At 70.8% G+C, this 23,677-nt stretch carries 18 protein-coding genes; 8 read left to right on the top strand and 10 right to left on the bottom strand.

Annotated features, from left to right (window positions below; all coding sequences use genetic code 11):
- Positions 1 to 6: 6 nt before the first annotated feature.
- Both NUT86_RS29495 and NUT86_RS29490 read right to left on the bottom strand, forming a co-directional pair.
- Positions 7 to 1,653: a PucR family transcriptional regulator gene (locus NUT86_RS29495; RefSeq protein WP_274738409.1), complete on the bottom strand. Its 1,647-nt coding sequence runs from the start codon at positions 1,651 to 1,653 to the stop codon at positions 7 to 9.
- Between the two features lie 301 nt (positions 1,654 to 1,954).
- Positions 1,955 to 4,156 (bottom strand): ATP-binding protein, encoded by a 2,202-nt coding sequence (locus NUT86_RS29490; protein ID WP_274740667.1) that lies wholly within the window; start codon positions 4,154 to 4,156, stop codon positions 1,955 to 1,957.
- Between the two features lie 275 nt (positions 4,157 to 4,431).
- On the opposite strand from NUT86_RS29490, the gene gabT reads away from it, so the two are divergent.
- Positions 4,432 to 5,781: a 4-aminobutyrate--2-oxoglutarate transaminase gene (gabT, locus tag NUT86_RS29485; RefSeq protein ID WP_159485922.1), complete on the top strand. Its 1,350-nt coding sequence runs from the start codon at positions 4,432 to 4,434 to the stop codon at positions 5,779 to 5,781.
- A gap of 670 nt (positions 5,782 to 6,451) precedes the next feature.
- Entirely contained in the window at positions 6,452 to 7,090 is a 639-nt protein-coding gene (locus tag NUT86_RS40495) for a phosphatase PAP2 family protein (protein ID WP_342456263.1), read from the top strand.
- Between the two features lie 56 nt (positions 7,091 to 7,146).
- On the opposite strand, the gene NUT86_RS29475 is transcribed toward NUT86_RS40495, so the two are convergent.
- The 6 genes from NUT86_RS29475 to NUT86_RS29450 all read right to left on the bottom strand — a co-directional run bounded on the left by NUT86_RS29475 (position 7,147) and on the right by NUT86_RS29450 (position 14,510).
- Positions 7,147 to 8,565, bottom strand: a complete 1,419-nt coding sequence (locus tag NUT86_RS29475; protein ID WP_274738406.1) for an NAD(P)/FAD-dependent oxidoreductase — start codon at positions 8,563 to 8,565, stop codon at positions 7,147 to 7,149.
- A 5-nt stretch (positions 8,566 to 8,570) separates the two neighbouring features.
- Positions 8,571 to 9,416, bottom strand: a complete 846-nt coding sequence (locus tag NUT86_RS29470) for an ABC transporter permease (protein ID WP_018087105.1) — start codon at positions 9,414 to 9,416, stop codon at positions 8,571 to 8,573.
- Entirely contained in the window at positions 9,416 to 10,354 is a 939-nt protein-coding gene (locus tag NUT86_RS29465; RefSeq protein WP_266445266.1) for an ABC transporter permease, read from the bottom strand. The genes NUT86_RS29470 and NUT86_RS29465 overlap by 1 nt, the downstream gene beginning before the upstream one ends.
- Entirely contained in the window at positions 10,351 to 11,514 is a 1,164-nt protein-coding gene (locus tag NUT86_RS29460; RefSeq protein ID WP_093647034.1) for an ABC transporter ATP-binding protein, read from the bottom strand. Before NUT86_RS29460 ends, NUT86_RS29465 begins: the two co-directional genes overlap by 4 nt.
- A gap of 60 nt (positions 11,515 to 11,574) precedes the next feature.
- Positions 11,575 to 12,822 (bottom strand): ABC transporter substrate-binding protein, encoded by a 1,248-nt coding sequence (locus NUT86_RS29455; RefSeq protein ID WP_159485930.1) that lies wholly within the window; start codon positions 12,820 to 12,822, stop codon positions 11,575 to 11,577.
- A gap of 170 nt (positions 12,823 to 12,992) precedes the next feature.
- The gene (locus NUT86_RS29450; RefSeq protein WP_148589700.1) at positions 12,993 to 14,510 is read right to left on the bottom strand and encodes a gamma-aminobutyraldehyde dehydrogenase; all 1,518 of its coding nucleotides are present in this window, start codon (positions 14,508 to 14,510) and stop codon (positions 12,993 to 12,995) included.
- Positions 14,511 to 14,711: 201 nt separating this feature from the next.
- On the opposite strand from NUT86_RS29450, the gene NUT86_RS29445 reads away from it, so the two are divergent.
- The gene (locus NUT86_RS29445) at positions 14,712 to 15,335 is read left to right on the top strand and encodes an NADAR family protein (protein WP_148589699.1); all 624 of its coding nucleotides are present in this window, start codon (positions 14,712 to 14,714) and stop codon (positions 15,333 to 15,335) included.
- 129 nt (positions 15,336 to 15,464) lie between these two features.
- The gene (locus NUT86_RS29440) at positions 15,465 to 16,484 is read left to right on the top strand and encodes an adenosine deaminase (RefSeq protein WP_266445272.1); all 1,020 of its coding nucleotides are present in this window, start codon (positions 15,465 to 15,467) and stop codon (positions 16,482 to 16,484) included.
- A gap of 148 nt (positions 16,485 to 16,632) precedes the next feature.
- Here the strand turns inward: NUT86_RS29440 and NUT86_RS29435 are convergent, their stop codons facing one another.
- Both NUT86_RS29435 and NUT86_RS29430 read right to left on the bottom strand, forming a co-directional pair.
- Complete coding sequence (locus NUT86_RS29435) at positions 16,633 to 17,814, bottom strand: polyamine ABC transporter substrate-binding protein (protein WP_274738401.1); 1,182 nt, start codon at positions 17,812 to 17,814, stop codon at positions 16,633 to 16,635.
- Between the two features lie 121 nt (positions 17,815 to 17,935).
- On the bottom strand, positions 17,936 to 19,390 hold the full coding sequence (locus tag NUT86_RS29430; protein ID WP_266445275.1) for a gamma-aminobutyraldehyde dehydrogenase: 1,455 nt from the start codon (positions 19,388 to 19,390) through the stop codon (positions 17,936 to 17,938).
- Between the two features lie 179 nt (positions 19,391 to 19,569).
- Here NUT86_RS29430 and NUT86_RS29425 point away from each other — a divergent pair, with 179 nt between their 5' ends.
- From NUT86_RS29425 to NUT86_RS29410, 4 genes are all read left to right on the top strand, one after another.
- Positions 19,570 to 20,043 carry an Lrp/AsnC family transcriptional regulator gene (locus NUT86_RS29425; RefSeq protein ID WP_018087114.1) on the top strand — a complete coding sequence of 158 codons (474 nt, stop codon included), beginning with the start codon at positions 19,570 to 19,572 and terminating at the stop codon, positions 20,041 to 20,043.
- 2 nt (positions 20,044 to 20,045) lie between these two features.
- On the top strand, positions 20,046 to 21,407 hold the full coding sequence (locus tag NUT86_RS29420) for an aspartate aminotransferase family protein (protein WP_018087115.1): 1,362 nt from the start codon (positions 20,046 to 20,048) through the stop codon (positions 21,405 to 21,407).
- Between the two features lie 214 nt (positions 21,408 to 21,621).
- Positions 21,622 to 22,362: an ABC transporter ATP-binding protein gene (locus NUT86_RS29415; RefSeq protein WP_109892818.1), complete on the top strand. Its 741-nt coding sequence runs from the start codon at positions 21,622 to 21,624 to the stop codon at positions 22,360 to 22,362.
- Positions 22,344 to 23,525, top strand: coding sequence for a hypothetical protein (locus NUT86_RS29410; protein ID WP_159485940.1), 1,182 nt, complete (start codon positions 22,344 to 22,346; stop codon positions 23,523 to 23,525). The genes NUT86_RS29415 and NUT86_RS29410 overlap by 19 nt, the downstream gene beginning before the upstream one ends.
- The last annotated feature ends 152 nt before the right edge of the window (positions 23,526 to 23,677 follow it).

Genomic DNA, 23,677 nt, shown 5'->3' with positions numbered 1-23,677 from the left:
CCGCCCTCACTCCCCCTGGGGCGCCGAGGTCGCCTTGAGCGCCAGCCACAGCTCCATCCGCACATCCGCGTCGTCCAGCGAACGCCCCAGGATCTCCTCCACCCGCCGCATCCGGTAGCGCAGGGTGTGGCGGTGCACTCCCAGGTCGGCGGCGGCCGCGTCCCACTGGCCGTGCCGGGCGAGCCAGGCCCGCAGCGAGGCCACCAGATCACCGCGACCGGTCGCGTCGTGCTCGCGCAGCGCCCGCAGCAGCCCGTCCGCGAACGCCCGGACCGCGTCGTCGGCGAGCAGCGGCAGCACGGACCCGGCCGCCACGTCCTCGTGCTCGACCAGCGCACGGCCGCGCCGCCGCGCCACCGACAGCGCCTGTTCGGCCTGGCGATAGGCGTTCGCGGCGGCGATCGGCCCGGTCGGCGCCGACAGCCCGACGGCCACCCCCTCGCCATGGGCCGCCTCCGTCCGCCCCGCCCGGCCCCGCGCCCGCGGCCGCGCACCGGCGCGGGCCTCGGTCTCGGCGGCGTACGCGGCACAGGCGTCCGCGGCCGCCCCGCCGTCCGCGACCAGCACGATCAGCCGGTCGCCGTCCGGGACGGCCAGCACCGCCTCACCGGTCCGCGCGGCCGCCGAGTCCATCGCGTCGGCGAGCCCGTCGAGCACCCCCACGCCCCCGGCGCCCGCGGCCACGCCCGACGACGGTTCCTCACCGGCCACCGGCTCGGCGACCACCACCCGGAACGGCGCGTCCAGCAGCCCGCCGTAGAGCCGCCCCGCCACCGCCCGCGCATGGTCCGGCTCCCCCGCGAGCAACATCTTCAGCACCGCGTCACCCAGCCGCTGCTCGGCGTCCTGCAGTGCCCGGGACCGCTCGGTGGTCAGGGTGAGCAGCGCGACCGCGGAGTGCACGGCATAGCGCCCGGCCGTGCCGAGCGGCGCACCGGTCCCCACCGCGAGCACCCCGCGGGCCCGGCGCCCGGTGCCCAGCGACTGCAGCTCGACCCGGTCGTCGCCGTCTGTGTCGCTGACGACCGAGCTGGCGGGCGCGGGCCGCTCCCGCAGCCGCCCGACGTCGTCCGACAGCCGGGCCGCGCGGCGGGCCGCCCAGTCGGGAGCGGCGGCCACCACCGCACCCGACGCGTCGTAGAGCGCGGCCCAGCCGTCCAGATGGGCCGCGAGCCGGGCCAGCAGCTCGGCCGGCCCCTCGGCGCTGAGCGCCGCCCGGGTCAGCTCCCGCTGCGCCTCGAACCCCGCCGTGACCGCGCGGTACTGGTCGGCGGCGACGGCCGCCGACACCGCCTTGCTGATCGCGATGAACGGCGTCCTCCGCGGCACCCCGAGCAGCGGCAGCCCCTGCTCCCTGGCCGCCTCGACCAGCGGCTGCGGCACACCCTCGTAATTGACCCCGACCGCGAAGCCCAGCCCGACGACCCCGGCCTCCGCGACCCGCCGCACATACCTCCGGGTCGCCTCCGCGTCCTCCGCGTCCAGCTTGAGCGCGGTGATCAGCAGCAGCTCCCCGCCCTCCATGTACGGCACCGGATCGATCAGCTCACTCGCATGCGCCCAGCGCACCGGCGCCTCCAGCCGCTCCTCGCCGGCGAGCACGGTCAGCTTGAGCGCGGTGTGATTGACCAGGGAAGCCAGGGTGTGCGGCATGGGACCTTCATGACGTCGACGACTACGAGGGCGGCCGAACGACAACCGGCCACGAACCGGCCGATGACCGCTCGCCACCCGATTGTTTACGCCGCCTCGTATGAACGGCCAGTGCCGATTCTGCCTCAGCGGAGGAATCGGGGGGACCCATGGCACCGGATAGCCCGTCCGGCCACCGGTCCCGGGCCCACGACCAGGCAGCAAAGGCGGCACCGCGCCGAAATCCACCGGCCGTGCCCGCCGGACACGGCTTGGTGGCGACCACGGCGGCGGGATTCCGGGCGCTCCCCCGCCCCGCCGGTCAGGAACGCAGGTCGATGAGGACGGGCGGGGCATGCTCCCCCGCTACGGATGTCACCGAGAGCACCGCGTGCCCGGCCGGCACGGAGTTGGCCAGGTCGGAGGCGGACCAGCGCTCCCGTTCGACGGTACGGACGGTGACGGCCTTGGCGGTGGCCGCCTTGCCGGTGACCAGTTGGCGCACCATGTGGAACGCCTTCCCCGCGGCGCTCTCCGCGATGATCTGGCGGTCGGTCACATCGCGGGTCTCCACCCACTCCTTGCCCCACACCTCGGCGAACCGCGCGCCGTCCCAGGTCGTGACGCCCGCGAACGCCATCCGGCAGCCGACCGCGCCGAGCAGCGTGCCGCGCAGCGCGTCGGGGACCTCGTCCAGGGAACGCAGGGTCAATACCGCGCCGGCATTCGCCGAGCGCAGTCGCTGCAGCCCGCGCAGGGCCTCGGCGGTGATCGTGTGCGCGGCCTCGTCGATGACCAGACACGCGAACAGCGAGCGGTCGCCGCGGGCCACCGCGCACTCGGTGAACTGTGCAAGAACCAGCCGGGCGAGAATCCGCGAAGCCTCCGCATGCCCGCGCTCCGGCAGTTCGATGCGGACCCGCAGAGGGTGGTCGAGGGCCCGCAGGGAGACCTGACGGGTGTTTCCCGTGGGGTCGAAGAAGGCGGCGAAGGCCGGCCGGTCGAGCAGCGCGATGCGGTCGGCGAGCAATACGGCGACATCACCGGGGCGGTCCGACTGGCGTACGCGGGCGTCCAGTTCACGCAGCAGGGTGTGGGCCTCGGCATCCTCCAGCGCGGTGCGCAGAGCGGCCAACGCCCGGGGCGCGCCGTCCAGCAGTTCCCGTAGTTCGGGCACCGTGGGGAAGCGGTCGTGGGCGGCCCGGAACGGACCGAGCAGCTGGGAGAGCGCTGTCGCCGCGCGCCGGCTGTCACCGCCGGGCAGCTGCTCGGCAAGGTCACCGACCAGCGCCTCGGCGAGGATTCCGGACGCCTCGTCGGGGTCGGTGGTGCCGCCGTACAGGTCGAGATCGCACTCCGGTTCCGGGCGGCCGACCCTGACCACCACGTCGAATGCGTCGTCCGGCCCGAGGTCCGACCCCGCCGGGCCGACGGCGATCACCGCGCACTGCCCGGCCAGCGCCTGCAGACACATCGACTCCACGACCGGCTTGACGATGCGGGTGGTCTTGCCGCTTCCGGCGGGGCCCACCGCCAGCAGCGAGGTGCCCAGTACCTCGGGCGACAGAGCGCTCCCCACGCCGCGGTGCTGATACGGATTCCGCGGGTGTTCGGCGGCGGTGCCGATCCGCACCTGGTGGGCGAGCAGATCGTGGTGGGCGGCCCTGCGGGACAGATCGCGCCGCCCCGAAGGGTGCGCACAGGCCGCCGCGCCGTGGCGGAGCACGGTGTCGGTGAAGGAGGCGGTGGAGTTCTTGCCGGACCGCACCGACTGCCAGGCGCGCTCGATCCTGGCCACGTCCACATCGTTCATCCGGCCGGCACGTGCCTCGGCCGCGAGCTTGTCGGCAGCATCCGAGGCGCCTTGGGAACGCAGCTCGGGCCACAGTGCCCGGTCGGCGGCGGGCTCGGGCTTGGGGGCGGGGGCGCGCTTACGGCGGAAAGCCGGGAGCACGTACCGGCGTGCCACCTCCGCCCACCGGCCGAGGCGCCCGAAGACGACCACCAGGCCGGCGATCCACAGGCCGTAGTAGACGCGGGAGGCAATGGCATAGGCGAGCTGGTCGCCGGAGGTCGCTCCGAGCACCCAGGAGTCGGGGAAAAGAACTGCCATGGGCCAGGCCCAGTACGGCCCGAGGTAGCCGTTCCACAACAACGACCACAGCAGCCACCCGCACAGGAACGAAATCGCCGCCCCGATGATCAGCTGCCGTCCGGGGACCCGGTCGGGATCCTCTGCCGCCCGGGGCCGGTGGCCGTACGTCCAGATCCCGGGTGCGGCGGAGGGGCGGGGGGTGCGCAGCCAGCCCAGCAGCGGCGGTTCGGCGGCGGAGCCGGTGGGCGCGGTGCCCGGTGGGGTGGCGGGCAGGGCGGGCGGGGTGGCGGGTGGTGGCGGGGTGTGCGGCGCCGTGGCCGGTGGGGCGGGCGGTGCCGCGGGGCGCGGCACGGTGGGTTCGGGTCGGTGCGCTCCGCCGGACGGCTGGGGAGCGGTGTGCTGTGCGTCGTGCGTGCCCTCGGTGTCCATCCGGTGCCCCTTGTCCCCCTTGAGCCGTGGCCTGCTGCGTGGTGGTGCGGCGGCCGGGGTGTGCGGCCGCGTGTCCATTGTCATGCCCGCGCTGATGGCCGCCGTTGCCGGGCGGGCCGTCGTTCAATCTACTGGCCGTGGGGCGTCGCTATGTCCGGTGCGGACAACGCAACACGCGCACTTCTCCCGAACGGAACATGCCAGACCCGCCCGGCCGCCCCTAGCCTGCGAGAACAACACCTTTGTACGTCCCGTTCCACCCCCAGGAGACTGCCATGACCGAACTGTCCGGAGGCCCCGCCCTCCCCCAGGAGCGTCGCGTCGTCACTGCGATTCCCGGCCCGAAGTCGCAGGAGCTGTGGGCCCGTAAGCAGGCCACGGTGGCCGGTGGCGTCGGTGCCGTGCTGCCCGTCTTCGTCAAGCGCGCGGGCGGTGGCGTCCTGGAGGACGTGGACGGCAACTCCCTGATCGACTTCGGCTCCGGCATCGCGGTGACCTCGGTCGGCAACAGCGCGGAGGCGGTCGTCCGCCGGGCCACCGCGCAGCTGGCGGCCTTCACCCACACCTGCGCCATGGTGGCGCCCTACGAGCCCTACATCGAGGTCTGTGAGCAGCTGGCCGAGCTGACGCCGGGCGACCACGCGAAGAAGTCGGCGCTGTTCAACTCGGGCGCGGAGGCCGTGGAGAACGCGGTCAAGATCGCCCGTGTGCACACCAAGCGCCAGGCGGTCGTGGTCTTCGACCACGGCTACCACGGCCGGACGAACCTGACGATGGCGCTCACCTCCAAGAACATGCCGTACAAGCAGGGCTTCGGACCGTTCGCGCCCGAGGTCTACCGCGTGCCGGTGGCCTACCCCTACCGCTGGCTGACCGGCCCGGAGAACTGCGCGCAGGAGGCCGCGGACCAGGCCATCTCGCAGATCACCAAGCAGATCGGCGCGGAGAACGTCGCGGCGATCATCATCGAGCCGGTGCTCGGTGAGGGCGGCTTCATCGAGCCGGCCAAGGGCTTCCTCCCGGCGATCGCGAACTTCGCGAAGGAGAACGGGATCGTCTTCGTCGCGGACGAGATCCAGTCCGGCTTCTGCCGCACGGGCCAGTGGTTCGCGTGTGAGGACGAGGGCATCGTGCCCGACCTGATCACGACCGCCAAGGGCATCGCCGGTGGTCTGCCGCTGGCCGCCGTCACCGGCCGCGCCGAGATCATGGACGCCGCGCACGCGGGCGGCCTGGGCGGCACCTACGGCGGTAACCCGGTGGCCTGCGCCGCGGCGCTGGGCTCGATCGAGACCATGCGCGAGCAGGACCTGAACGCCAAGGCCCGCCGGATCGGCGAGGTCATGAAGGCCCGGCTGAACGCCATCGCCGAGAAGTACGACATCGTCGGCGAGGTCCGCGGCCGTGGCGCGATGATCGCGATCGAGCTGGTCAAGTCCGGCTCCAAGGAGCCCAACCCGGAGGCCACCGCCGCCCTCGCCAAGGCCTGCCACCAGGAGGGCCTGCTGGTGCTGACGACCGGCACGTACGGCAATGTGCTGCGCTTCCTGCCGCCGCTGGTCATCGGTGAGGACCTGCTCAACGAGGGCCTGGACATCCTCGAAGGCGCCTTCGCCGCGCTCTGAGCGGCACCCACCCGCTCACCGCGCGCCGCGGGAGGGACCCCGGCACGGCCCGGGGCACGGCTCATGCCGCGCCCCGGGCCGTGCGCCGTTCCGGCCGTGCCCCGTTCCGGAACGGCGTGAGTCCCCTTTCCGGCCCCTTTCCGCTCCTCTTTCCGGCCCCGTTCCGTCCGCCGTTCTGTCCGTCTTTCTGCCCTCATTTCTGCATGGACGCGCGTAGCTGGAGACATGGCGTGAAGAAGATGTGCGGGGCCGATGGCGGCCGGGTGATGCGCCTGTCGGGTGCGCTCCCCGTGCCGTACGGTTTCTGCAGATGAGAGAAACACCCCGCTCGCAGGGGACTGCGGGCGACGCCCGGTCGGCGCTTCCCCGGCTCCGATCAGGCCGTGCCCTCGCGCACAACACCGGAACCCCCGGTTCCGGGAATCCTCACCGATCGGATGTCCGCCCGCCCCAGACCCCCCGGGGCGCGCGGGACACCGGTCAGCGCGGCCGCCTCGGAACCACCCCCCCTGTTCCGAGGCGGCCGACCCTTTTCCCGGGCTCCGACGGCCCGTCCGATGGCCCATCCGACGGCCCGTCCCATGGCCCATCCGACGTCGGCTCCCGGCGCTTCTCCCCGTGGTGGATCTGTCTGGCCGGTGCGCTGCTCTTCGCCGCGCTCACCTGGCAGGTGGCGGACCACGGCCCGCTGCGCACCCTCGACGAACGGCTCGGCCGCGCCGTCGCCGCCAGTGAACTCCCCGTCGGGCCGGCCGAGTTCTGTGCCGATCTCGGCAATACGGCCGTGGCGCTGCCGGTGTTGTGCGTGGTGATGGTGTGGGCGGGGTGGCAGGGGTGGCGCCGCCGGAGCCAGGAGGCGTCCGACGGGGGTGCTCCGGTGCGGTGGTGGCTGCCGCCGCTCGCCGCCGGCCTCGCCCTGGCCGCGGTGCCCGCACTGGTCGTCCCGCTCAAACTGTGGCTCGCCCGGCCGGGCCCGCCGCAGATGGCGGGCGGTGCGCACGACGGCTTCTATCCGTCGGGGCATGGCGCCACGGCGGCGGTGGCGTACGGCGTAACGGCGCTGTTGGTGCTCCGCGGTCGGCGGCGGATGCGGGCGGGCCGCCCCGCCGCAGGCCCGGTCATGCCGGCGGTGATCACCGCTGTGGCGCTGCTCAACGCGGCCGTCGGCATCGGTCTGGTGCGTCGTGGCTATCACTGGCCGCTGGACGTGGTCGGCAGCTGGTGTCTGGCCGAGGTGCTGCTCGCGGTGTGGTGTGCGGTGTGCGACCGGTGGTCGGGGACGGGCGGCGGGCAAGCACCGGGGCGCTGATGCTCGCACGGGGGCGGGCGGCTTCCCGGCCGCCCGCCCCCTCCTGTGCCGGGGCGTCAGCTGTCGAAGCCCAGGCCCACCTTGTCCATGGCCTTCAGCCACAGGTTGCGGCGGCCGCCCCGGGTGTCGGCCTGGGTCATCGACCACTGGGTGATCCCGATGCCGGCCCAGCGCAGCGGCTCGGGCGGGAACGGCAGCGGCTTGCTGCGGACCATCTCCAGCTCCGTACGCTCGGTGCGCTCGCCGGAGAGCAGGTCGAGCATCACCTCGGCGCCGAAGCGGGTGGCCCCCACGCCGAGGCCGGTGTAGCCGGTGGCGTAGGCGACCCGGCCGGCGTGCGCGGTGCCGAAGAACGCGGAGAAGCGCGAGCAGGTGTCGATCGCGCCGCCCCAGGTGTGGGTGAAGCGCAGCCCCTCCAACTGCGGGAAGCAGCGGAAGAAGTGCCGGGCGAGCTTCTCGTACGTGGCCGGGTGGTGGTCGTACTCGGCCCGCACACCGCCGCCGTAGCGGTAGACGATGTCGTAGCCGCCCCACAGGATGCGGTTGTCGGCGGTGATGCGGAAGTAGTGGAAGTGGTTGTTCGAGTCCGACAGGCCCTGGCGGTTCTTCCAGCCGATGGCGGCGAGCTGTTCGTCCGAGAGCGGCTCGGTCATCAGGGCGTGGTCGTAGACCGGGACGATGTACGGGCGGACCCGCTTGACCAGGGACGGGAAGGCGTTGGTGCCGAGCGCGACATGGCGGGCGAAGACCCGGCCGTAGGGCGTGCGGACGGCCATGCCCGTGCCGTCGGAGGCGAGACCGGTGGCCGGGGTGCGCTCGTAGATGCGGACGCCGAGGCCGAGGCAGGCCTGCTTCAGGCCCCAGGCGAGCCGGGCCGGGTTGAGCATGGCGACGCCGTTGCGGTCCCACAGTCCGGCGCGGAAGGTCGGCGAGTCGACCTGGGCGCGCAGCTCGTCCTCGTCGAGGAAGGTGTGCCGGTCCAGGCCGATTGTGGCGGCGTCCTCGGCGAACTCCCGGAGTTCGGCGATCTGGTGGGGCTCGGTGGCGATGTCGATCTCGCCGGTGCGCTCGAAGGCGCAGTCGATGTCGTAGCGGGCGACGGCCTCCTCGATGGCGTCGAGGTTGCGGATGCCGAGCTCTTCGAGGGTGGCCAGTTCGTTCGGCCAGCGCGCCAGGCCGTTGCCGAGGCCGTGGGTGAGGGAGGCGGCACAGAAACCGCCGTTGCGTCCGGAGGCCGCCCAGCCGATCTCGGCGCCCTCGACGAGGACGACCTCGCGCTCGGGGTCGCGTTCCTTGGCGATCAGCGCGGTCCACAGGCCCGAGTAACCGCCGCCGACGACCAGCAGATCGCAGGTCTCGTCACCGACGAGGGCGGGCCGGGCGGCCGGCCGGTCCGGGTCGGCCAGCCAGAAGGGGGTGGGTTCGGCGTCCGCGAGCGCATGCGCGGCGGACGGGGTCATGGCAGCTCGTGCCATGGTTCTCAGCTCCTCTTGCTCCTTTTGCGGGCCCCGGCCAGCTGGCCGACGACTACACACAACACGGCGACCAGGAACATCGCCGTGCCGATGACGTTGATCTGAACGGGCGTGCCACGCTGCGCCGAGCCCCAGACGAACATGGGGAAGGTCACGGTGGAGCCCGCGTTGAAGTTGGTGATGATGAAGTCGTCGAAGGACAGGGCGAAGGAGAGCAGCGCGCCGGACGCGATGCCGGGGGCGGCGATCGGCAACGTCACCCGCAGGAAGGTCTGGAGGGGGGAGGCGTAGAGGTCCTGGGCGGCCTGTTCCAGACGCGGGTCCATGCTCATCACCCGTGCCTTGACGGCGGTGACGACGAAGCTCAGACAGAACATGATGTGCGCGATGAGGATCGTCCAGAAGCCGAACTGGATGCCCATGTTGAGGAAGAGGGTCGCCAGCGAGGCGGCCATGACGACCTCGGGCATCGCCATCGGCAGGAAGATCAGGGTGTTGACGCCGGAGCGGGCCCGGAAGCGGTAGCGGGCCAGCGCGAAGGCGATCATGGTGCCGAGGACGGTCGCGCCGACGGTGGCCCACAACGCGATCTGCAGGCTCAGGCCCAGCGAACCGCACAGGTCGGCGACGCCGCACGGATCGCTCCAGGCGTCCGTGGAGAAGCGCTGCCACTGGTAGTTGAAGCGGCCGTTGGGCTTGTTGAAGGAGAAGACCATCACGACGATGTTGGGCAGGATCAGATAGCCCAGCGTGCACAGGCCCGCGATCGCGATGATGTTGCGGCGCAGCCAGCGCAGGCCCCGGTTCGGGGTGCGGACCGCGGTGGCTTCGGTGGTCCCGTGGACGGCCATCAGACCAGATCCTCCGTCCCCGACTTGCGGATGTAGAGCGTGACCATGGCGAGGATGGCCGCCATGAGGATGAAGGAGAGGGCGGCGGCGGTCGGATAGTCCAGGACCCGCAGGAACTGCGACTGGATGACGTTGCCGATCATCTTCTGGTCGGTGGAGCCCAGCAGTTCGGCGTTGATGTAGTCACCGGCGGCCGGGATGAAGGTGAGCAGGGTGCCGGCCACGACACCGGGCATCGACAGCGGGAAGGTCACCCGGCGGAAGGTGGTGGCCGGGCGGGCGTAGAGGTCCCCGGCGGCCTCGTGGAGGCGCGGGTCGATGCGCTCCAGCGAGGTGTAGAGCGGCAGCACCATGAACGGCAGGAAGTTGTAGGTCAGTCCGCAGACCACCGCGAGCGGGGTGGCCAGCACCCGCTGTCCCTCGGTGAGGCCCAGCCAGCTGGTGACGTCCAGGACGTGCAGCGAGTTCAGGAGGCCGACGACCGGCCCGCCGTCCGCCAGGATCGTCTTCCAGGCGAGCGTACGGATCAGGAAGCTGGTGAAGAACGGGGCGATGACCAGGATCATCACGACATTGCGCCAGCGGCCTGCCTTGAAGGCGATGAGATAGGCCAGCGGGTAACCCAGGAGCAGACAGAGCGCGGTGGCGGTGGCGGCGTAGCCCACGGAGCGGAGGAACTGCGGCCAGTATTCGCCGAGCGCGTCCCAGTACGTCGCGAAGTGCCAGGTGACCTTGAAGCCCTCTTCGAGGGAGCCGGTCTGGATCGAGGTCGACGCCTGGTAGACGAGCGGGGCGGCGAAGAAGACGATCAGCCACAGGATGCCGGGCAGCAGCAGCCAGTAGGGGACGAGCCGTTTGCGGGCGGGGGTCCTGCGCACCTCCAGGGGCGCGGCCCCGGCCTCTCCGTCCGGTGGCGCGGGCTTCTCGGTGGTGGTCACGCGGCCTCCTCGTCGAGGTCCGCACCGGCCTGGATGTCCTGTGCGGCGTCGAGGCCGAAGGTGTGCGCCGGGCTCCAGTGCAGGACGGTCTCGGCGCCGGGGACGAGGCGCCCGTCGCGCTCGACGTTCTGCTCGTAGACGGCGAGTTCGCCCAGACCCGGCACCGTGACGACGTACTGGGTGGAGACGCCGATGAAGCTGGCGTCCTTGATGCGGCCGGGCAGCCGGTTGCGGCCGTCGGCGACCGAGCCGGCGTCGTCGGCGTGCGTCAGGGAGACCTTCTCGGGCCGTACCCCGGCCAGCACCTTCTCGCCCTTGCGGGCCGCGGCGCTGCACCGGGCGGCGGGCAGCCGCAGGGTGGCGTCCGCGGCCTTGAGGAGCAGCTCCTCGCCGCCGGCCTCGACGACCTCTGCCTCGATGAGGTTGGAGGTGCCCAGGAAGTTGGCGACGAAGGTGGTGGCGGGGTTCTCGTAGAGGTCGGCGGGCGCGCCGAGCTGTTCGACCCGGCCGCCGTTCATCACGGCCACGGTGTCGGCCATCGTCATGGCCTCCTCCTGGTCGTGGGTGACATGCACGAAGGTGATGCCGACCTCGGTCTGGATGCGCTTGAGCTCCAGCTGCATCTGGCGGCGCAGCTTGAGGTCGAGGGCGCCGAGCGGCTCGTCGAGCAGCAGCACCTGGGGGTGGTTGATCAGCGCGCGGGCGACCGCGACGCGCTGCTGCTGGCCGCCGGAGAGCTGCTGCGGCTTGCGGCGCGCCATCGGGCCGAGCTGGACCAGGTCGAGCATCTCCTCGACCTGCTTCTTGACGGACTTGATGCCGCGGCGGCGCAGACCGAAGGCGACGTTCTCGTAGATGTCCAGGTGCGGGAAGAGCGCGTAGTTCTGGAAGACGGTGTTGACCTGGCGCTTGTACGGCGGCAGGACGGTGACGTCCTGGCCGGACAGCTCGACGGTGCCGGTGGTGGGTTCCTCCAGCCCGGCGATCATGCGCAGAGTGGTCGTCTTGCCGCAGCCCGAGGCGCCCAGGAGCGCGAAGAAGGAGCCCGCGGGGACGGTCAGGTCGAGCGGATGGACGGCGGTGAAGGAGCCGTAGGTTTTGCTTATCCCGTGGAGGCGGACGTCGCCGCCGCTGCTCTGGGGGGTCGCGGTGTGGGTCATATCGGTCGTCCCGTGGGTCGGAGGGCGAAGCGGCTCGGACAGGGCCTGGGAGGTGGGGGCTCAGGCGCCGGTGAGGTCGGAGAACTTCTGCGTGAACGCCTTGTTCTCCTTGGCGGACAGGGCCCGGAAGGAGTGCGACCGCTCGGCCATCTCCCGGTCCGGAATGATCAGCGGGTTGTCGGCCGCCTTCTTGTCGATCTTGGCGAGTTCCTCGCGTACGCCCTCCACGGGGCAGACGTAGTTGATGTACGCCGCGATCTTCGCCGCCACCTTCGGCTCGTAGAAGTAGTCGATGAGCCGTTCGGCGTTCTCCTTGTGGCGGGCCTTGTTCGGCACCATGAGGTTGTCGCTGGACGTCATGTAGCCGGCCTCGGGGACGGCGAAGCCGATGTCCGGGTTGTCGTTCTGGAGCTGGACGACATCGCCCGCCCAGGCCACACAGGCGGCGAGGTCGCCCTTGTCCAGGTCGGTGGTGTAGTCGTTGCCGGTGAAGCGGCGGATCTGCTTGGAGTCCACGCCCTTCTGGATCCGGGCGATGGCCGCGTCGAAGTCGTCCGCGGTGCAGTCCTCGGGCCGTTTGCCCATGTCCAGGAGGGTCAGTCCGACGCTGTCGCGCATCTCCGAGAGGAAGCCGACCCGGCCCTTGAGCTTGGGGTCCTCCAGCAGCTGGCTGATCGAGTCGACCTTGCGGCCCCCGGTGGCCTTCTTGTTGTACGCGATGATCGCCGGGATGCCCTGCCAGGGGTAGGAGTGCGCGCGGCCCGGGTCCCAGGCGGGGCTGCGGAACTGCGGCGAGAGATTGGCGTAGGCGTGCGGCAGGTTGGCCGGGTCCAGCGACTCGATCCAGCCGAGGGAGATCATCCGCGCGCACATCCAGTCGGTGAGCACGATCAGATCTCGGCCGGTGTCCTGGCCCGCCGCGAGCTGCGCCTGGATCTTGCCGAAGAACTCGTCGTTGTCGTTGATGTCCTCGGTGTATTTGACGGCGATGCCGGTGCGCTTGGTGAAGCGCTCCAGGGTCGGCCGGTGCTTGCCGTCGTCGCTGACGTCCATGTACTCGGTCCAGTTGGAGAAGCTGATCCGCTTCTCCGCCTTGGAATGATCCGTGGAGCGGCCGGCGTCCGTACGGCCCGCGGGCGGGATTCCGCAGGCCGACAGGGCACCGAGCCCGCCGACCGTGGCCGCCATGGCACCGCTCGCACGCAGCAGGGAACGGCGGGTCATGGCGAGCCGGCCGTCGGTCAGGCTACGGCGCATGGCGGTGAGTTCGGCCGGGGACAGGGGTTCGGGCTGCTCGTGGTGCTCCATGCGCAGTGCCCTTTCAGGGGTGAGCCCGGCGCTCGGCCGGTGGTGACGATGCCGCGCGGCGCTGGCCGCTGGGTGGGCCCATGGAGTGGGACCGGTGGGGGGCTCGGTGGTGCTCGGTGGTGCTCGGTGGTGCTCGGTGGTGCTCGGTGGTGCTCGGCGGGGAGCGTCCCTTACGGGCGGTCCCCGAAGATCGTGCGGTGCCAGTCCTTCCGCACGACCGCGGTGTTGTCGTACATGACGTGCTTGACCTGCGTGTACTCCTCGAAGGAGTAGGCCGACATGTCCTTGCCGAAGCCGGATGCCTTGGCGCCGCCGTGCGGCATCTCGCTGATGATCGGGATGTGGTCGTTGACCCAGACACAGCCCGCGTTGATCTCGCGGGTGGCGCGGCCGGTGCGGTAGACGTCCCGGCTCCACGCGGAGGCGGCCAGCCCGTAGGGGGTGTCGTTGGCCAGCGCGATGCCCTCGTCGTCGCTGTCGAAGGGCAGCACGACCAGCACCGGACCGAAGATCTCGGACTGCACGACCTCGCTGTCCTGCGCGGCCCCGGCGATCAGCGTCGGCCGGTAGTAGGCGCCCTTGGCCAGCTCGCCGCCGGGAGCCTCGCCGCCGGTGACAACGGTGGCGTAGCCACGCGCCCGGTCGACGAAACCGGCCACCCGGTCGCGCTGGGTGTGCGAGATCAGCGGACCCAGGTCGGTGGACGGGTCGAAGGGGTCGCCGAGCCGTACGGTCGCCATCAGGTCGGCGACGCCGCTGACGAAGGCGTCGTAGAGCGGGCGCTGGACGTAGGCGCGGGTGGCGGCGGTGCAGTCCTGGCCGGTGTTGATCAGCGATCCGGCGACCGCTCCATGGACGGCGGCCTCCAGATCCGCGTCGTCGAAGACGACGAAGGGGGCCTTGCCGCCGAGTTCGAGGTGCAGTCGCTTGACCGTGCCGGTGGCGATCTCGGCGACCCGCTTGCCGACGGCCGTCGAGCCGGTGAAGGAGGTCATCGCGACGGAGGGGTGGCCGACGAGACGCTCACCGGCGTCCCGGCCCGCCCCGGAGACGATGTTGAGCACCCCGTCGGGCAGGCCGGCGCGCTGGGCGGCCTGGGCGAACAGCAGCGAGGTGAACGGGGTGATCTCGGCGGGCTTGAGGACGATGGTGTTGCCCGCGGCGATGGCCGGCAGCACCTTCCAGGCGGCCATCTGCAGCGGATAGTTCCACGGGGCGATGGAGCCGACGACGCCGAGGGGCTCACGGCGGATGACGGAGGTGTGGTCGGCGCTGTATTCGCCGGCCGCCTTGCCCTCCAGATGGCGGGCGGCCCCCGCGAAGAAGGCGGCGTTGTCGATCGAGCCCGGTACGTCGAACTCGTTGCTGAGCTTGATCGGCTTTCCGCAGTTCAGCGATTCCGCGTAGGCGAGATCGGCCGCGTCCTCGGCGAGCGCGGCGGCGAAACGGTGCAGGGTGTCGGAGCGCTCCCCCGGAGTGGCGCCGCCCCACTCCGGGAACGCCTGCCGGGCGGCCTCCACGGCCGCGTCGACATCCGCTGTTCCCGCGAGTTCGTAGGAGTACACCGTCTCGCCGGTCGCCGGGTCCACGACGTCCTGGGTACGGCCGGAGCTGCCGCCGCGGAGACTGCCTGCGATGAATTGCGCGCCCTCGGCGAACCGCTCGGTGACATCGAATCGGTGATCCATGGTGCTCTCCTCCGCCGGGCGCCGGCGCCGCTCAGCGGCTCTGCCTGGCGTAGCTATTTCCGGAATCGATGGCTGATCTTGACAGAGGAGAGGAGCCTCAACAAGGGATTCCGTTGTTGCCTTTTGGTTACGCGACGGATTACGCGATTTCATCCGCAGGGGCCCCGACACGTTGTCAGTGCCCGCTGACAGAATCCCGGCATGATGCACGACGGCACGGGGATCACCACAGGGGACACCGCCGGGCGCACCGCGGACGGACCGCGCTCGGTCGAGGAAGCGCGGCAGGCCACCGCCCGCGGGAAGCGGCTCAAATACGTCTATTTCTGGGGCCACAGCCCTCGCCGCGACGGCAGCCTCGGCGCGAGCTGCTTCAGCCAGTGGTGGCCCGCCCCCTTCACCGTCGACGGCGTCCGGTACGCCACCGCGGAACACTGGATGATGGCCGGCAAGGCCCGGCTGTTCCATGACGCGGAAGCGGAGCGGCGCGCGATCGCGGCGACCCACCCGAAGCAGGCCAAGGACGCCGGGCGCCGGGTCCGCGGCTTCGACGAGGAGACCTGGCAGCGGCACCGCTTCGGCCTGGTCGTCGAGGGCAGCGTCCAGAAGTTCGGCCAGGACGCCGCACTGCGCGAGTACCTGCTCGGCACGAACTCCCGGGTGCTGGTCGAGGCCAGTCCGCTGGACCGGATATGGGGCATCGGCCTCGCCGCCGACGACGAGCGGGCCGCGGACCCGGCACGCTGGCGGGGTCTGAATCTGCTGGGCTTCGCGCTGATGGCGGCCCGGCAGCGGCTGCGGGAAGAGGCCGGAGCGGCGTCGTAGGACAGGCCGTGGCTCCGGCCGGGCGCTTGGGAGAGGTCCGCAAACCGTCGCCCCGGGCCGCCCCCGCCCGGCTTAGCATGGCCAGGCCGTTCCCCGCACCCCGGCGCACCCTTTGACCAGGAGGAACCGTTGTCCGATCTCGATGCCTTCATCGCGGGCCTGCCCAAGGCGGAGCTGCACGTCCACCACGTCGGATCGGCCTCGCCGCGCATCGTCTCCGAACTGGCGGCGCGGCACCCCGACTCCGCCGTCCCCACCGACCCCGAAGCGCTGGCCGACTACTTCACCTTCCGCGACTTCGCGCACTTCATCGAGGTCTATCTCTCCGTCGTGGACCTGATCCGCGATGCCGAGGACGTCCGGCTGCTGACGTACGAGGTCGCCCGGGACATGGCGCGGCAGCAGATCCGCTACGCCGAGCTGACCCTCACCCCCTTCAGCTCGACCCGCCGCGGTATCCCCGACGCCGCGTTCGTCGAGGCCATCGAGGACGCCCGCAAGGCGGCGGAGTCGGAGCTGGGCGTGGTGCTGCGCTGGTGCTTCGACATCCCCGGGGAGGCGGGCCTGGAGGCCGCGGAGGAGACCGCCAGGATCGCCTGCGATCTGCAGCCCGAGGGACTGGTCTCGTTCGGTCTCGGCGGCCCGGAGATCGGGGTGCCGCGCCCGCAGTTCAAGCCGTACTTCGACCGCGCCCGCGCGGCCGGTCTGCGCTCCGTACCGCACGCCGGGGAGACCACCGGCCCCGGCACGATCTGGGACGCCCTCAACGAGCTGGGCGCCGAGCGCATCGGCCATGGCACCAGCGCCACCCAGGACCCCCGGCTGCTGGCCCATCTCGCCGAGCACCGCATCCCGCTGGAGGTCTGCCCCACCTCCAACATCGCCACCCGCGCGGTGCGCACCCTGGAGGAGCACCCCCTCAAGGAGATGGCCGACGCGGGCGTGCTGGTCACCATCAACAGCGATGACCCGCCGATGTTCGGCACGGACCTCAACACCGAATACGCCGTCGCCGCCCGGCTGCTGGGGCTGGACGCCACGGGCCTGGCCGCCCTGGCCAAGAACGCCGTCGAGGCCTCCTTCATGGACACACCGGCCAAGGCCCGCCTGTCGGCCGAGATCGACACGTACACGACGTCATGGCACTGAGCATCACACAGCACCGCATCACTCAATACGAGGGAACTGACTACTCTCCGTAATCGTTGCCGGGATATAAGGAGGCGCCGCACGGCAGAGAACACCGCAGGTTGGGGCGGGCGCAGCGGACACCGCACAGCCGGCGCAGCCGACATGCTCACAGCCCCACGATCGCGTTCCACTCCTTGGCGAACGCGGTCCGCTCCTTCGACGTGATGTCGCGGGCGATGACCAGCCGCTTGCGCATCGCGTCATCGGGGAAGATCAGCGGGTCCTCGGCGAGTGCGGCGCGCTCCTTGTCCTTGGAGGAGGCGAGGACCTCACGCGCGGCCGGCACGGGGCAGACATAGTTGACCCAGGCGGCCAGGTCCGCGGCCACCTCCGGGCGGTAGTAGTAGTCGATCAGCCGCTCGGCGCTGCGCTTGTGCTCGGCGAGGTTGGGGATCAGCAGGCTCTCCGCCCAGAGTTCCGCGCCCTCCTGCGGCACCACGAACTCGATGTCCGGGTTGTCCGCCTGGAGCTGGATCACATCGCCCGAGTAGGCCTGGGCGGCGAGCACATCCCCGGAGTCCAGGTCCTTGATGTAGTCGTTGCCGGTGAACCGCCTGATGTGGCCCTTGCTCACGAGGCGGCGGATCTGGTCGGTCATCCGGTAGAAGTCGTCGGCCGTCCAGCGGGTGATGTCCACCCCGTTGCCCTGCATGAGCATCGCGAATGATTCATCGAGCCCGGAGAGCAGGGTGACCCGGCCGCGCAGATCGTCCTTCCACAGGTCGGCGGTGTGCTTGATCTCCCGGCCGAGCTTCTTGCGGTTGTAGGCGATACCGGTGATCCCGGACTGCCAGGGAACGGAGTGCTTGCGGCCGGGGTCGAAGTGCGGGGAGCGCAGCAGCGGATCGAGATGCCGTGCGACGTGCGGCTGGGCGGCACGGTCCATCTCCTGCACCCAGCCCAGCCGGACGAACCGGGCGCACATCCAGTCGCTGATGACGATCAGGTCGCGGCCGGTGCTCTGGTGGTTCATCAGCGCCGGGCTGATCTTGCCGAAGAACTCGTCGTTGTCGTTGATCTCCTCGGTGTACGTGACGGAGACCCCGGTGCGCCGAGCGAAGGCGTCAAGGGTGGGACGGCGCTGCTTGTGCTGGTCGTCGACGTCGATGTAGAGCGGCCAGTTGGCGAAGACGAGCTTGCGGTCCCGTGCCGAACGGTCCGGGCCTCCGCGGTCCGCCGCCTCGACATAGGCCGGCGGCACCCCGCATCCGGTCATGGCGGCCAGCGCCCCCGTCACACCCAGTCCGCCCATACCCCGGAGCAGCGCCCGCCGCGAAAGATCAGCCATGGCGAGCACTCTCACGCGCCACGGGCGGAGGCGGCAAGAGACAGAGCGTCAGTTGCCGGGCCTCCGCCCGCGACGGTGTGTCGAGCGTTCCGTGGCGCCCGACGGGAGGGGGTCCCCCGGCTCAGCCGTCGAGGGAGGTCATCACGTGCTTGATCCGGGTGTAGTCGTCGAAGCCGTAGGCCGAAAGGTCCTTGCCGTAACCGGACTTCTTGAATCCGCCGTGCGGCATCTCGGCGACCAGCGGGATGTGGGTGTTGATCCACACACAGCCGAAGTCGAGGCTCTTGGACATCCGCATGGCGCGGGCGTGGTTCTTGGTCCACACCGAGGACGCCAGGGCGTACTCGACGCCGTTGGCCCACTCCACGGCCTGCTTCTCGTCACTGAAGGACTGGACGGTGATGACCGGGCCGAAGACCTCCTGCTGGACGATCTCGTCGTCCTGCTTGAGGCCCGAGACGACGGTCGGGGCGAAGAAGTAGCCCTTGTCGCCGACCTGTTCGCCGCCCGCCTCGATCTTGGCGTGCGCGGGCAGGCGCTCGATGAAGCCCTTGACCTGCTTGAGCTGGTTGGCGTTGTTCAGCGGGCCGTAGAGCACGTCCTCGTCGTCGACCGCGCCGGTCTTGGTCTCCGAGGCGGCCTTGGCCAGCGCGGTGACGAACTCGTCGTGGATGGACTCGTGGACGAGGACGCGGGTGGCGGCCGTACAGTCCTGGCCGGCGTTGAAGTAGCCGGCGACCGAGATGTCCTCGACGGCCTTGGGGATGTCGGTGTCCTCGAAGACGACGACCGGCGCCTTGCCGCCCAGCTCCAGGTGGACCCGCTTGAGGTCCTTGGAGGCGGACTCGGCGACCTGCATACCGGCCCGCACGGAGCCGGTGATCGAGGCCATCGCCGGGATCTTGTGCTCGACCATCAGGCGGCCGGTCTCGCGGTCACCGCAGATGACGTTGAAGACGCCGCGGGAGTGGCCGAGTTCGTCCAGCACGCTGCCGATGATGTCGGCGATCAGCACCGTGGAGGCCGGGGTGGTGTCGGACGGCTTGATGACGACGGTGTTGCCCGCGGCCAGCGCCGGGGCGAACTTCCACACGGCCATCATCATCGGGTAGTTCCACGGCGCGACCTGGGCGCAGACGCCGACCGGCTCGCGGCGGATGATGGAGGTGAAGCCCTCCATGTACTCACCGGACGCGCGGCCCTCCAGCATCCGGGCGGCACCCGCGAAGAAGCGGATCTGGTCCACCATCGGCGGGATTTCCTCGGAGCGTACGAGCGCGATCGGCTTGCCGCAGTTCTCCGACTCGGCGGCGATCAGCTCCTCCGCCCGCTCCTCGAAGCGGTCGGCGATCTTCAGCAGGACCTTCTGGCGCTCGGCCGGGATCAGGTCACGCCAGGCGGGGAACGCGGCCTCGGCGGCAGCCATCGCGGCGTCCACGTCGGCGGCGGCCGAGAGCGGGGCGGTGGCGTACGCCTCACCCGTAGCGGGGTTGACCACCTCCGTGGTCCGCCCGTCGGCGGCGTCCCGGAACTCCCCGTCGATGTAGTTGCGCAGACGACGCAGTGCGGTGGTCACTGTGCGCCCCCTTCAGTCAGAAGTCTGGTGGTTTGGACATCCACCCTAGCCATGGTTCCCACGTTTTCAACACACCCGCCACCCAGGAACAACGGAATCAGTGAAATTTCGATCGCGACACGACTAATTTCATCGCTTTGGGGTTGCAAGACAGACGAGGCTCGTGCACAGTGAACGGCGTGGCCACTCGTGACAGAAACGGCACCCCGTCGATTGACTCCGTCTCCCTGGCGATCATCGAGCAGCTCCAGGAGGACGGGCGCCGTCCGTACGCCGCGATCGGCAAGGCCGTCGGCCTGTCCGAAGCGGCGGTACGCCAGCGCGTACAGAAACTGCTCGACCAAGGCGTGATGCAGATCGTCGCGGTCACCGACCCCCTCACGGTCGGTTTCCGGCGGCAGGCAATGGTCGGCATCAACGTCGAAGGTGACCTCGACCCCGTGGCCGACGCCCTGACGACCATGGAAGAGGTCGAGTACGTCGTCATGACGGCAGGCTCCTTCGATCTCATCATCGAGATCGTCTGCGAGGACGACGACCACCTTCTGGAAATGATCAACAAGCGGATCCGCACGCTTCCCGGCGTCCGATCCACCGAGAGCTTCGTTTACCTCAAGCTCCGGAAGCAGACCTACACCTGGGGAACGAGATAGCAATGAGCGGCGACCTCTCCAAGACGGCATACGACCACCTGTGGATGCACTTCACCCGCATGTCGTCGTACGAGAATGCCCCCGTGCCCACGATCGTGCGCGGTGAGGGCACCAACATCTACGACGACAAGGGCAAGCGCTACATCGACGGCCTCGCCGGCCTCTTCGTGGTCAATGCCGGCCACGGCCGGGTCGAGCTCGCCGAGACCGCCTACAAGCAGGCGCAGGAGCTCGCCTTCTTCCCCGTGTGGTCCTACGCGCACCCCAAGGCGGTGGAGCTCGCCGAGCGACTGGCCAACGAGGCCCCCGGCGACCTCAACAAGGTCTTCTTCACCACCGGTGGCGGCGAGGCCGTCGAGACCGCCTGGAAGCTGGCCAAGCAGTACTTCAAGCTCGTCGGCAAGCCGATGAAGCACAAGGTGATATCCCGCGCGGTGGCCTACCACGGCACCCCGCAGGGCGCCCTGTCCATCACCGGCCTGCCGGGCCTGAAGGCCCCCTTCGAGCCGCTGGTCCCCGGCGCGCACAAGGTCCCGAACACCAACATCTACCGCGCCCCGATCCACGGTGACGACCCCGAGGCCTTCGGCCGCTGGGCCGCCGACCAGATCGAGCAGCAGATCCTCTTCGAGGGCCCGGAGACCGTCGCCGCGGTCTTCCTGGAGCCGGTGCAGAACGCCGGCGGCTGCTTCCCGCCGCCCCCCGGCTACTTCCAGCGGGTCCGCGAGATCTGCGACCAGTACGACGTGCTGCTCGTCTCCGACGAGGTCATCTGCGCCTTCGGCCGCCTCGGCACGACGTTCGCCTGTGACAAGTTCGGCTACGTCCCGGACATGATCACCTGCGCCAAGGGCATGACCTCGGGCTACTCCCCGATCGGCGCCTGCATCATCTCCGACCGCCTGGCCGAGCCGTTCTACAAGGGCGACAACACCTTCCTGCACGGCTACACCTTCGGTGGCCACCCGGTCTCCGCGGCCGTCGGTGTCGCCAACCTCGACATCTTCGAGCGCGAGGGCCTCAACAAGCACGTCCTCGACAACGAGGGCAACTTCCTGAGCACCCTGCAGAAGCTGCACGACCTGCCGATCGTCGGCGACGTCCGCGGCAACGGCTTCTTCTACGGCATCGAGCTCGTCAAGGACAAGAACACCAAGGAGTCCTTCAACGAGGAGGAGACCGAGCGTGTCCTGTACGGCTTCCTCTCCAAGGCGCTGTACGACAACGGTCTCTACTGCCGCGCCGACGACCGTGGCGACCCGGTCATCCAGCTCGCCCCGCCGCTGATCGCCGACCAGTCGGTCTTCGACGAGATCGAGCAGATTCTGCGCACAGTCCTCACCGAGGCCTGGACCAAGCTCTGACCCTCGCGGCACCTCCCGGTCCACTCGTACACAATTGAATATCCAGCGGCTCAGATTCACTCACTTCAAGCCATACGAGTGAATCTGGGCCGTTGTGCTGCCAAGCGGCGAATACCGGGGGTCACCAATCCTTACCGTGCTTGTGACCGATACCCTCCATGGTCGTTCACCCGGTCGGGGGAACGATTCGACGCCTACAACAAGAGGTGCGCAGATGGTGGCCCCGCCTGACAACGACGTTCTCTGGGCCCGCGGCCTGCACCACACGTACGGCGGCACCTCCGCCCTCGCCGGAGTCTCCGTCGGCGTCCGCGAAGGCGAGATCCTCGCCGTCACCGGCCCGCGCGGCAGTGGTAAGACCACCCTCCTGAAATGTCTCTCCGGTCAACTCGTCCCGGCCGAGGGCGAGGTCTGGTTCAACAGCGCCCCCGTGCACACCCTCTCCTCCCCCAGCCGCGAACGGCTGCGTCTGGACCGGTTCGGCTGGATCGACACCGAACCGCACCTCGTCGGCGAACTCACCGCCTGGGAGAACGCCGCCCTCCCCCTCCTGCTCCGCGGCACCGGCACCCGCTCCGCCAAGCACACCGCGATCGAATGGCTGGACCGCCTCGACGTCGGTATGTGCGCGAGCCGCCGCCCCGCGCAGCTCGACCAGTCCCAGCGCCAGCGCGTCGCCATCGCCCGCGCCCTCGCCACCACCCCCCAGGTGCTGTTCGCCGACGAGCCGACCGCCCCGCTGCACCGCGCGGACGGCACGCAGGTGCTGCGCACTCTCACCACCGCGGCCCGCTCACACCAGATCACCGTGGTCCTGGCGACCCATGACCCCGATGTCGCCACGCTGGCCGACCGGTCCCTCGCGCTCCTCGACGGCCACCAGTCGACCGGTGCGCCCGCCGGCACCGGTTCCTCCGATGAGGAAAGCAGGGCAGCGTGCTCGCTCTCCGTCTAGCCCGCGGCTCTCACCCGCTCGTCCTGCTGCGCCGCCTCTCCGTCACCGCCGCGGCGGCCGGCACCGGCTTCCTCCTGCTCTCCACCGTCGGCCATGCCGCCGGCCACCCGTCCGCGGCCGACGAGTCGTTGGTGCGCCTGCTGTGGTGCGCGGCCCCGCTCGCCGCCACCGCCCAGTTCGCGGTGTCCACGGCGCGTACGGACCCCGCCGCCCGTCTCCAGCGCGGGATGACCGCCGCCGGCCTGGGACCTCTCCGTCTCACCCTGCTCGCCACCGCCTCCACCGCACTGACCTGCTTCCTCGGCGTCCTGCTGTCCCTGCTGGTGTTCTTCCGGCTCCGCGGCGACCTCGGCGGTCTGGGCCACCTCGGCCGCCCTTCCTCCCTCGGTATCGACGCCGACCTGCTCGGTGCCGGCCACCCGGTGCCTCTCGTCGGCGCCCTGATGCTGCTGGCGACCGTGCCGCTGACCGCCGCCGCCGCGACCGCCGTTTCCCTGCGCCCCCGCGACGAGGCCGGCTCCCCCGAGACCGGGACCCGCCTCAGGACCGCCCCGCCCTCAGGTCTCCCCTGGGGCATCGCCCTGGCCGCGGCCGGCCTGGCGATCGAGGCGTACACCAGCCGCGGCGCCCACGCCGCCGGCGGACTGCTGCCGCTCCCCGGCCGATTGGTCGGCAGCCCCCCTGGTGTACTCGCCGGCTGGGCGATGTCGGCCTTCGGTCTCGTGCTGGCCGGTCCCGGTCTGGTGCATCTGTGCGGCCGACTGCTCTGCGCCGGCCGCCCCGGCGCACTGCGTCTGCTGTCCGGGCGCGTACTCCAGGAGGAGTCGCACCGTCTCGGCCGCCCGCTCGGGGTCCTGTGTGCGGTCGGCTCCGCCGCGTATGCCGCCGTGAAGGTGTACGAAGCCTCTCCCTCCCGTCCGTTCGGACCGCTCACCGCCGTGGGCGCGGCAGTCGTCCTCGCCTGTGTCACCGCCAGCGCGCTCACCGCCGCGCTGGAATCCCGCTCGGCCCGCGCCCACACCACGGCAGCCCTCCGCCGCCTGGGCGCGTCCGCCTCCGTCCTCCACCGCGCCGCGGCCCTGCGCTTCCTGGCTCTGGTCCTCGTCCTGGCCCCCCTGACCTGGACCGTCGCGGAGATGGCCACGCTTCCGCTGGTGCATTGAGGGGTGTGGGTGTGGGGGGCAAGGGCGGCCCGTTCCCGTGACGGCGTCGGCCATGTCAGCGCGGCCGGCGGGCCGACCGGCCGACCGCCCCACCGCCGGCCGACCGCCCCACCGCCGAGCGACCACCCCGCCGTCGAGCAGCGGCCCCGCCC

This window comes from Streptomyces sp. G7(2002) (assembly GCF_028870195.1).
Lineage (GTDB): Bacteria > Actinomycetota > Actinomycetes > Streptomycetales > Streptomycetaceae > Streptomyces > Streptomyces nigrescens.
The sequence above is the reverse complement of the archived record's forward strand: the minus strand, read 5'-3'. Positions and strand labels throughout refer to the sequence as shown.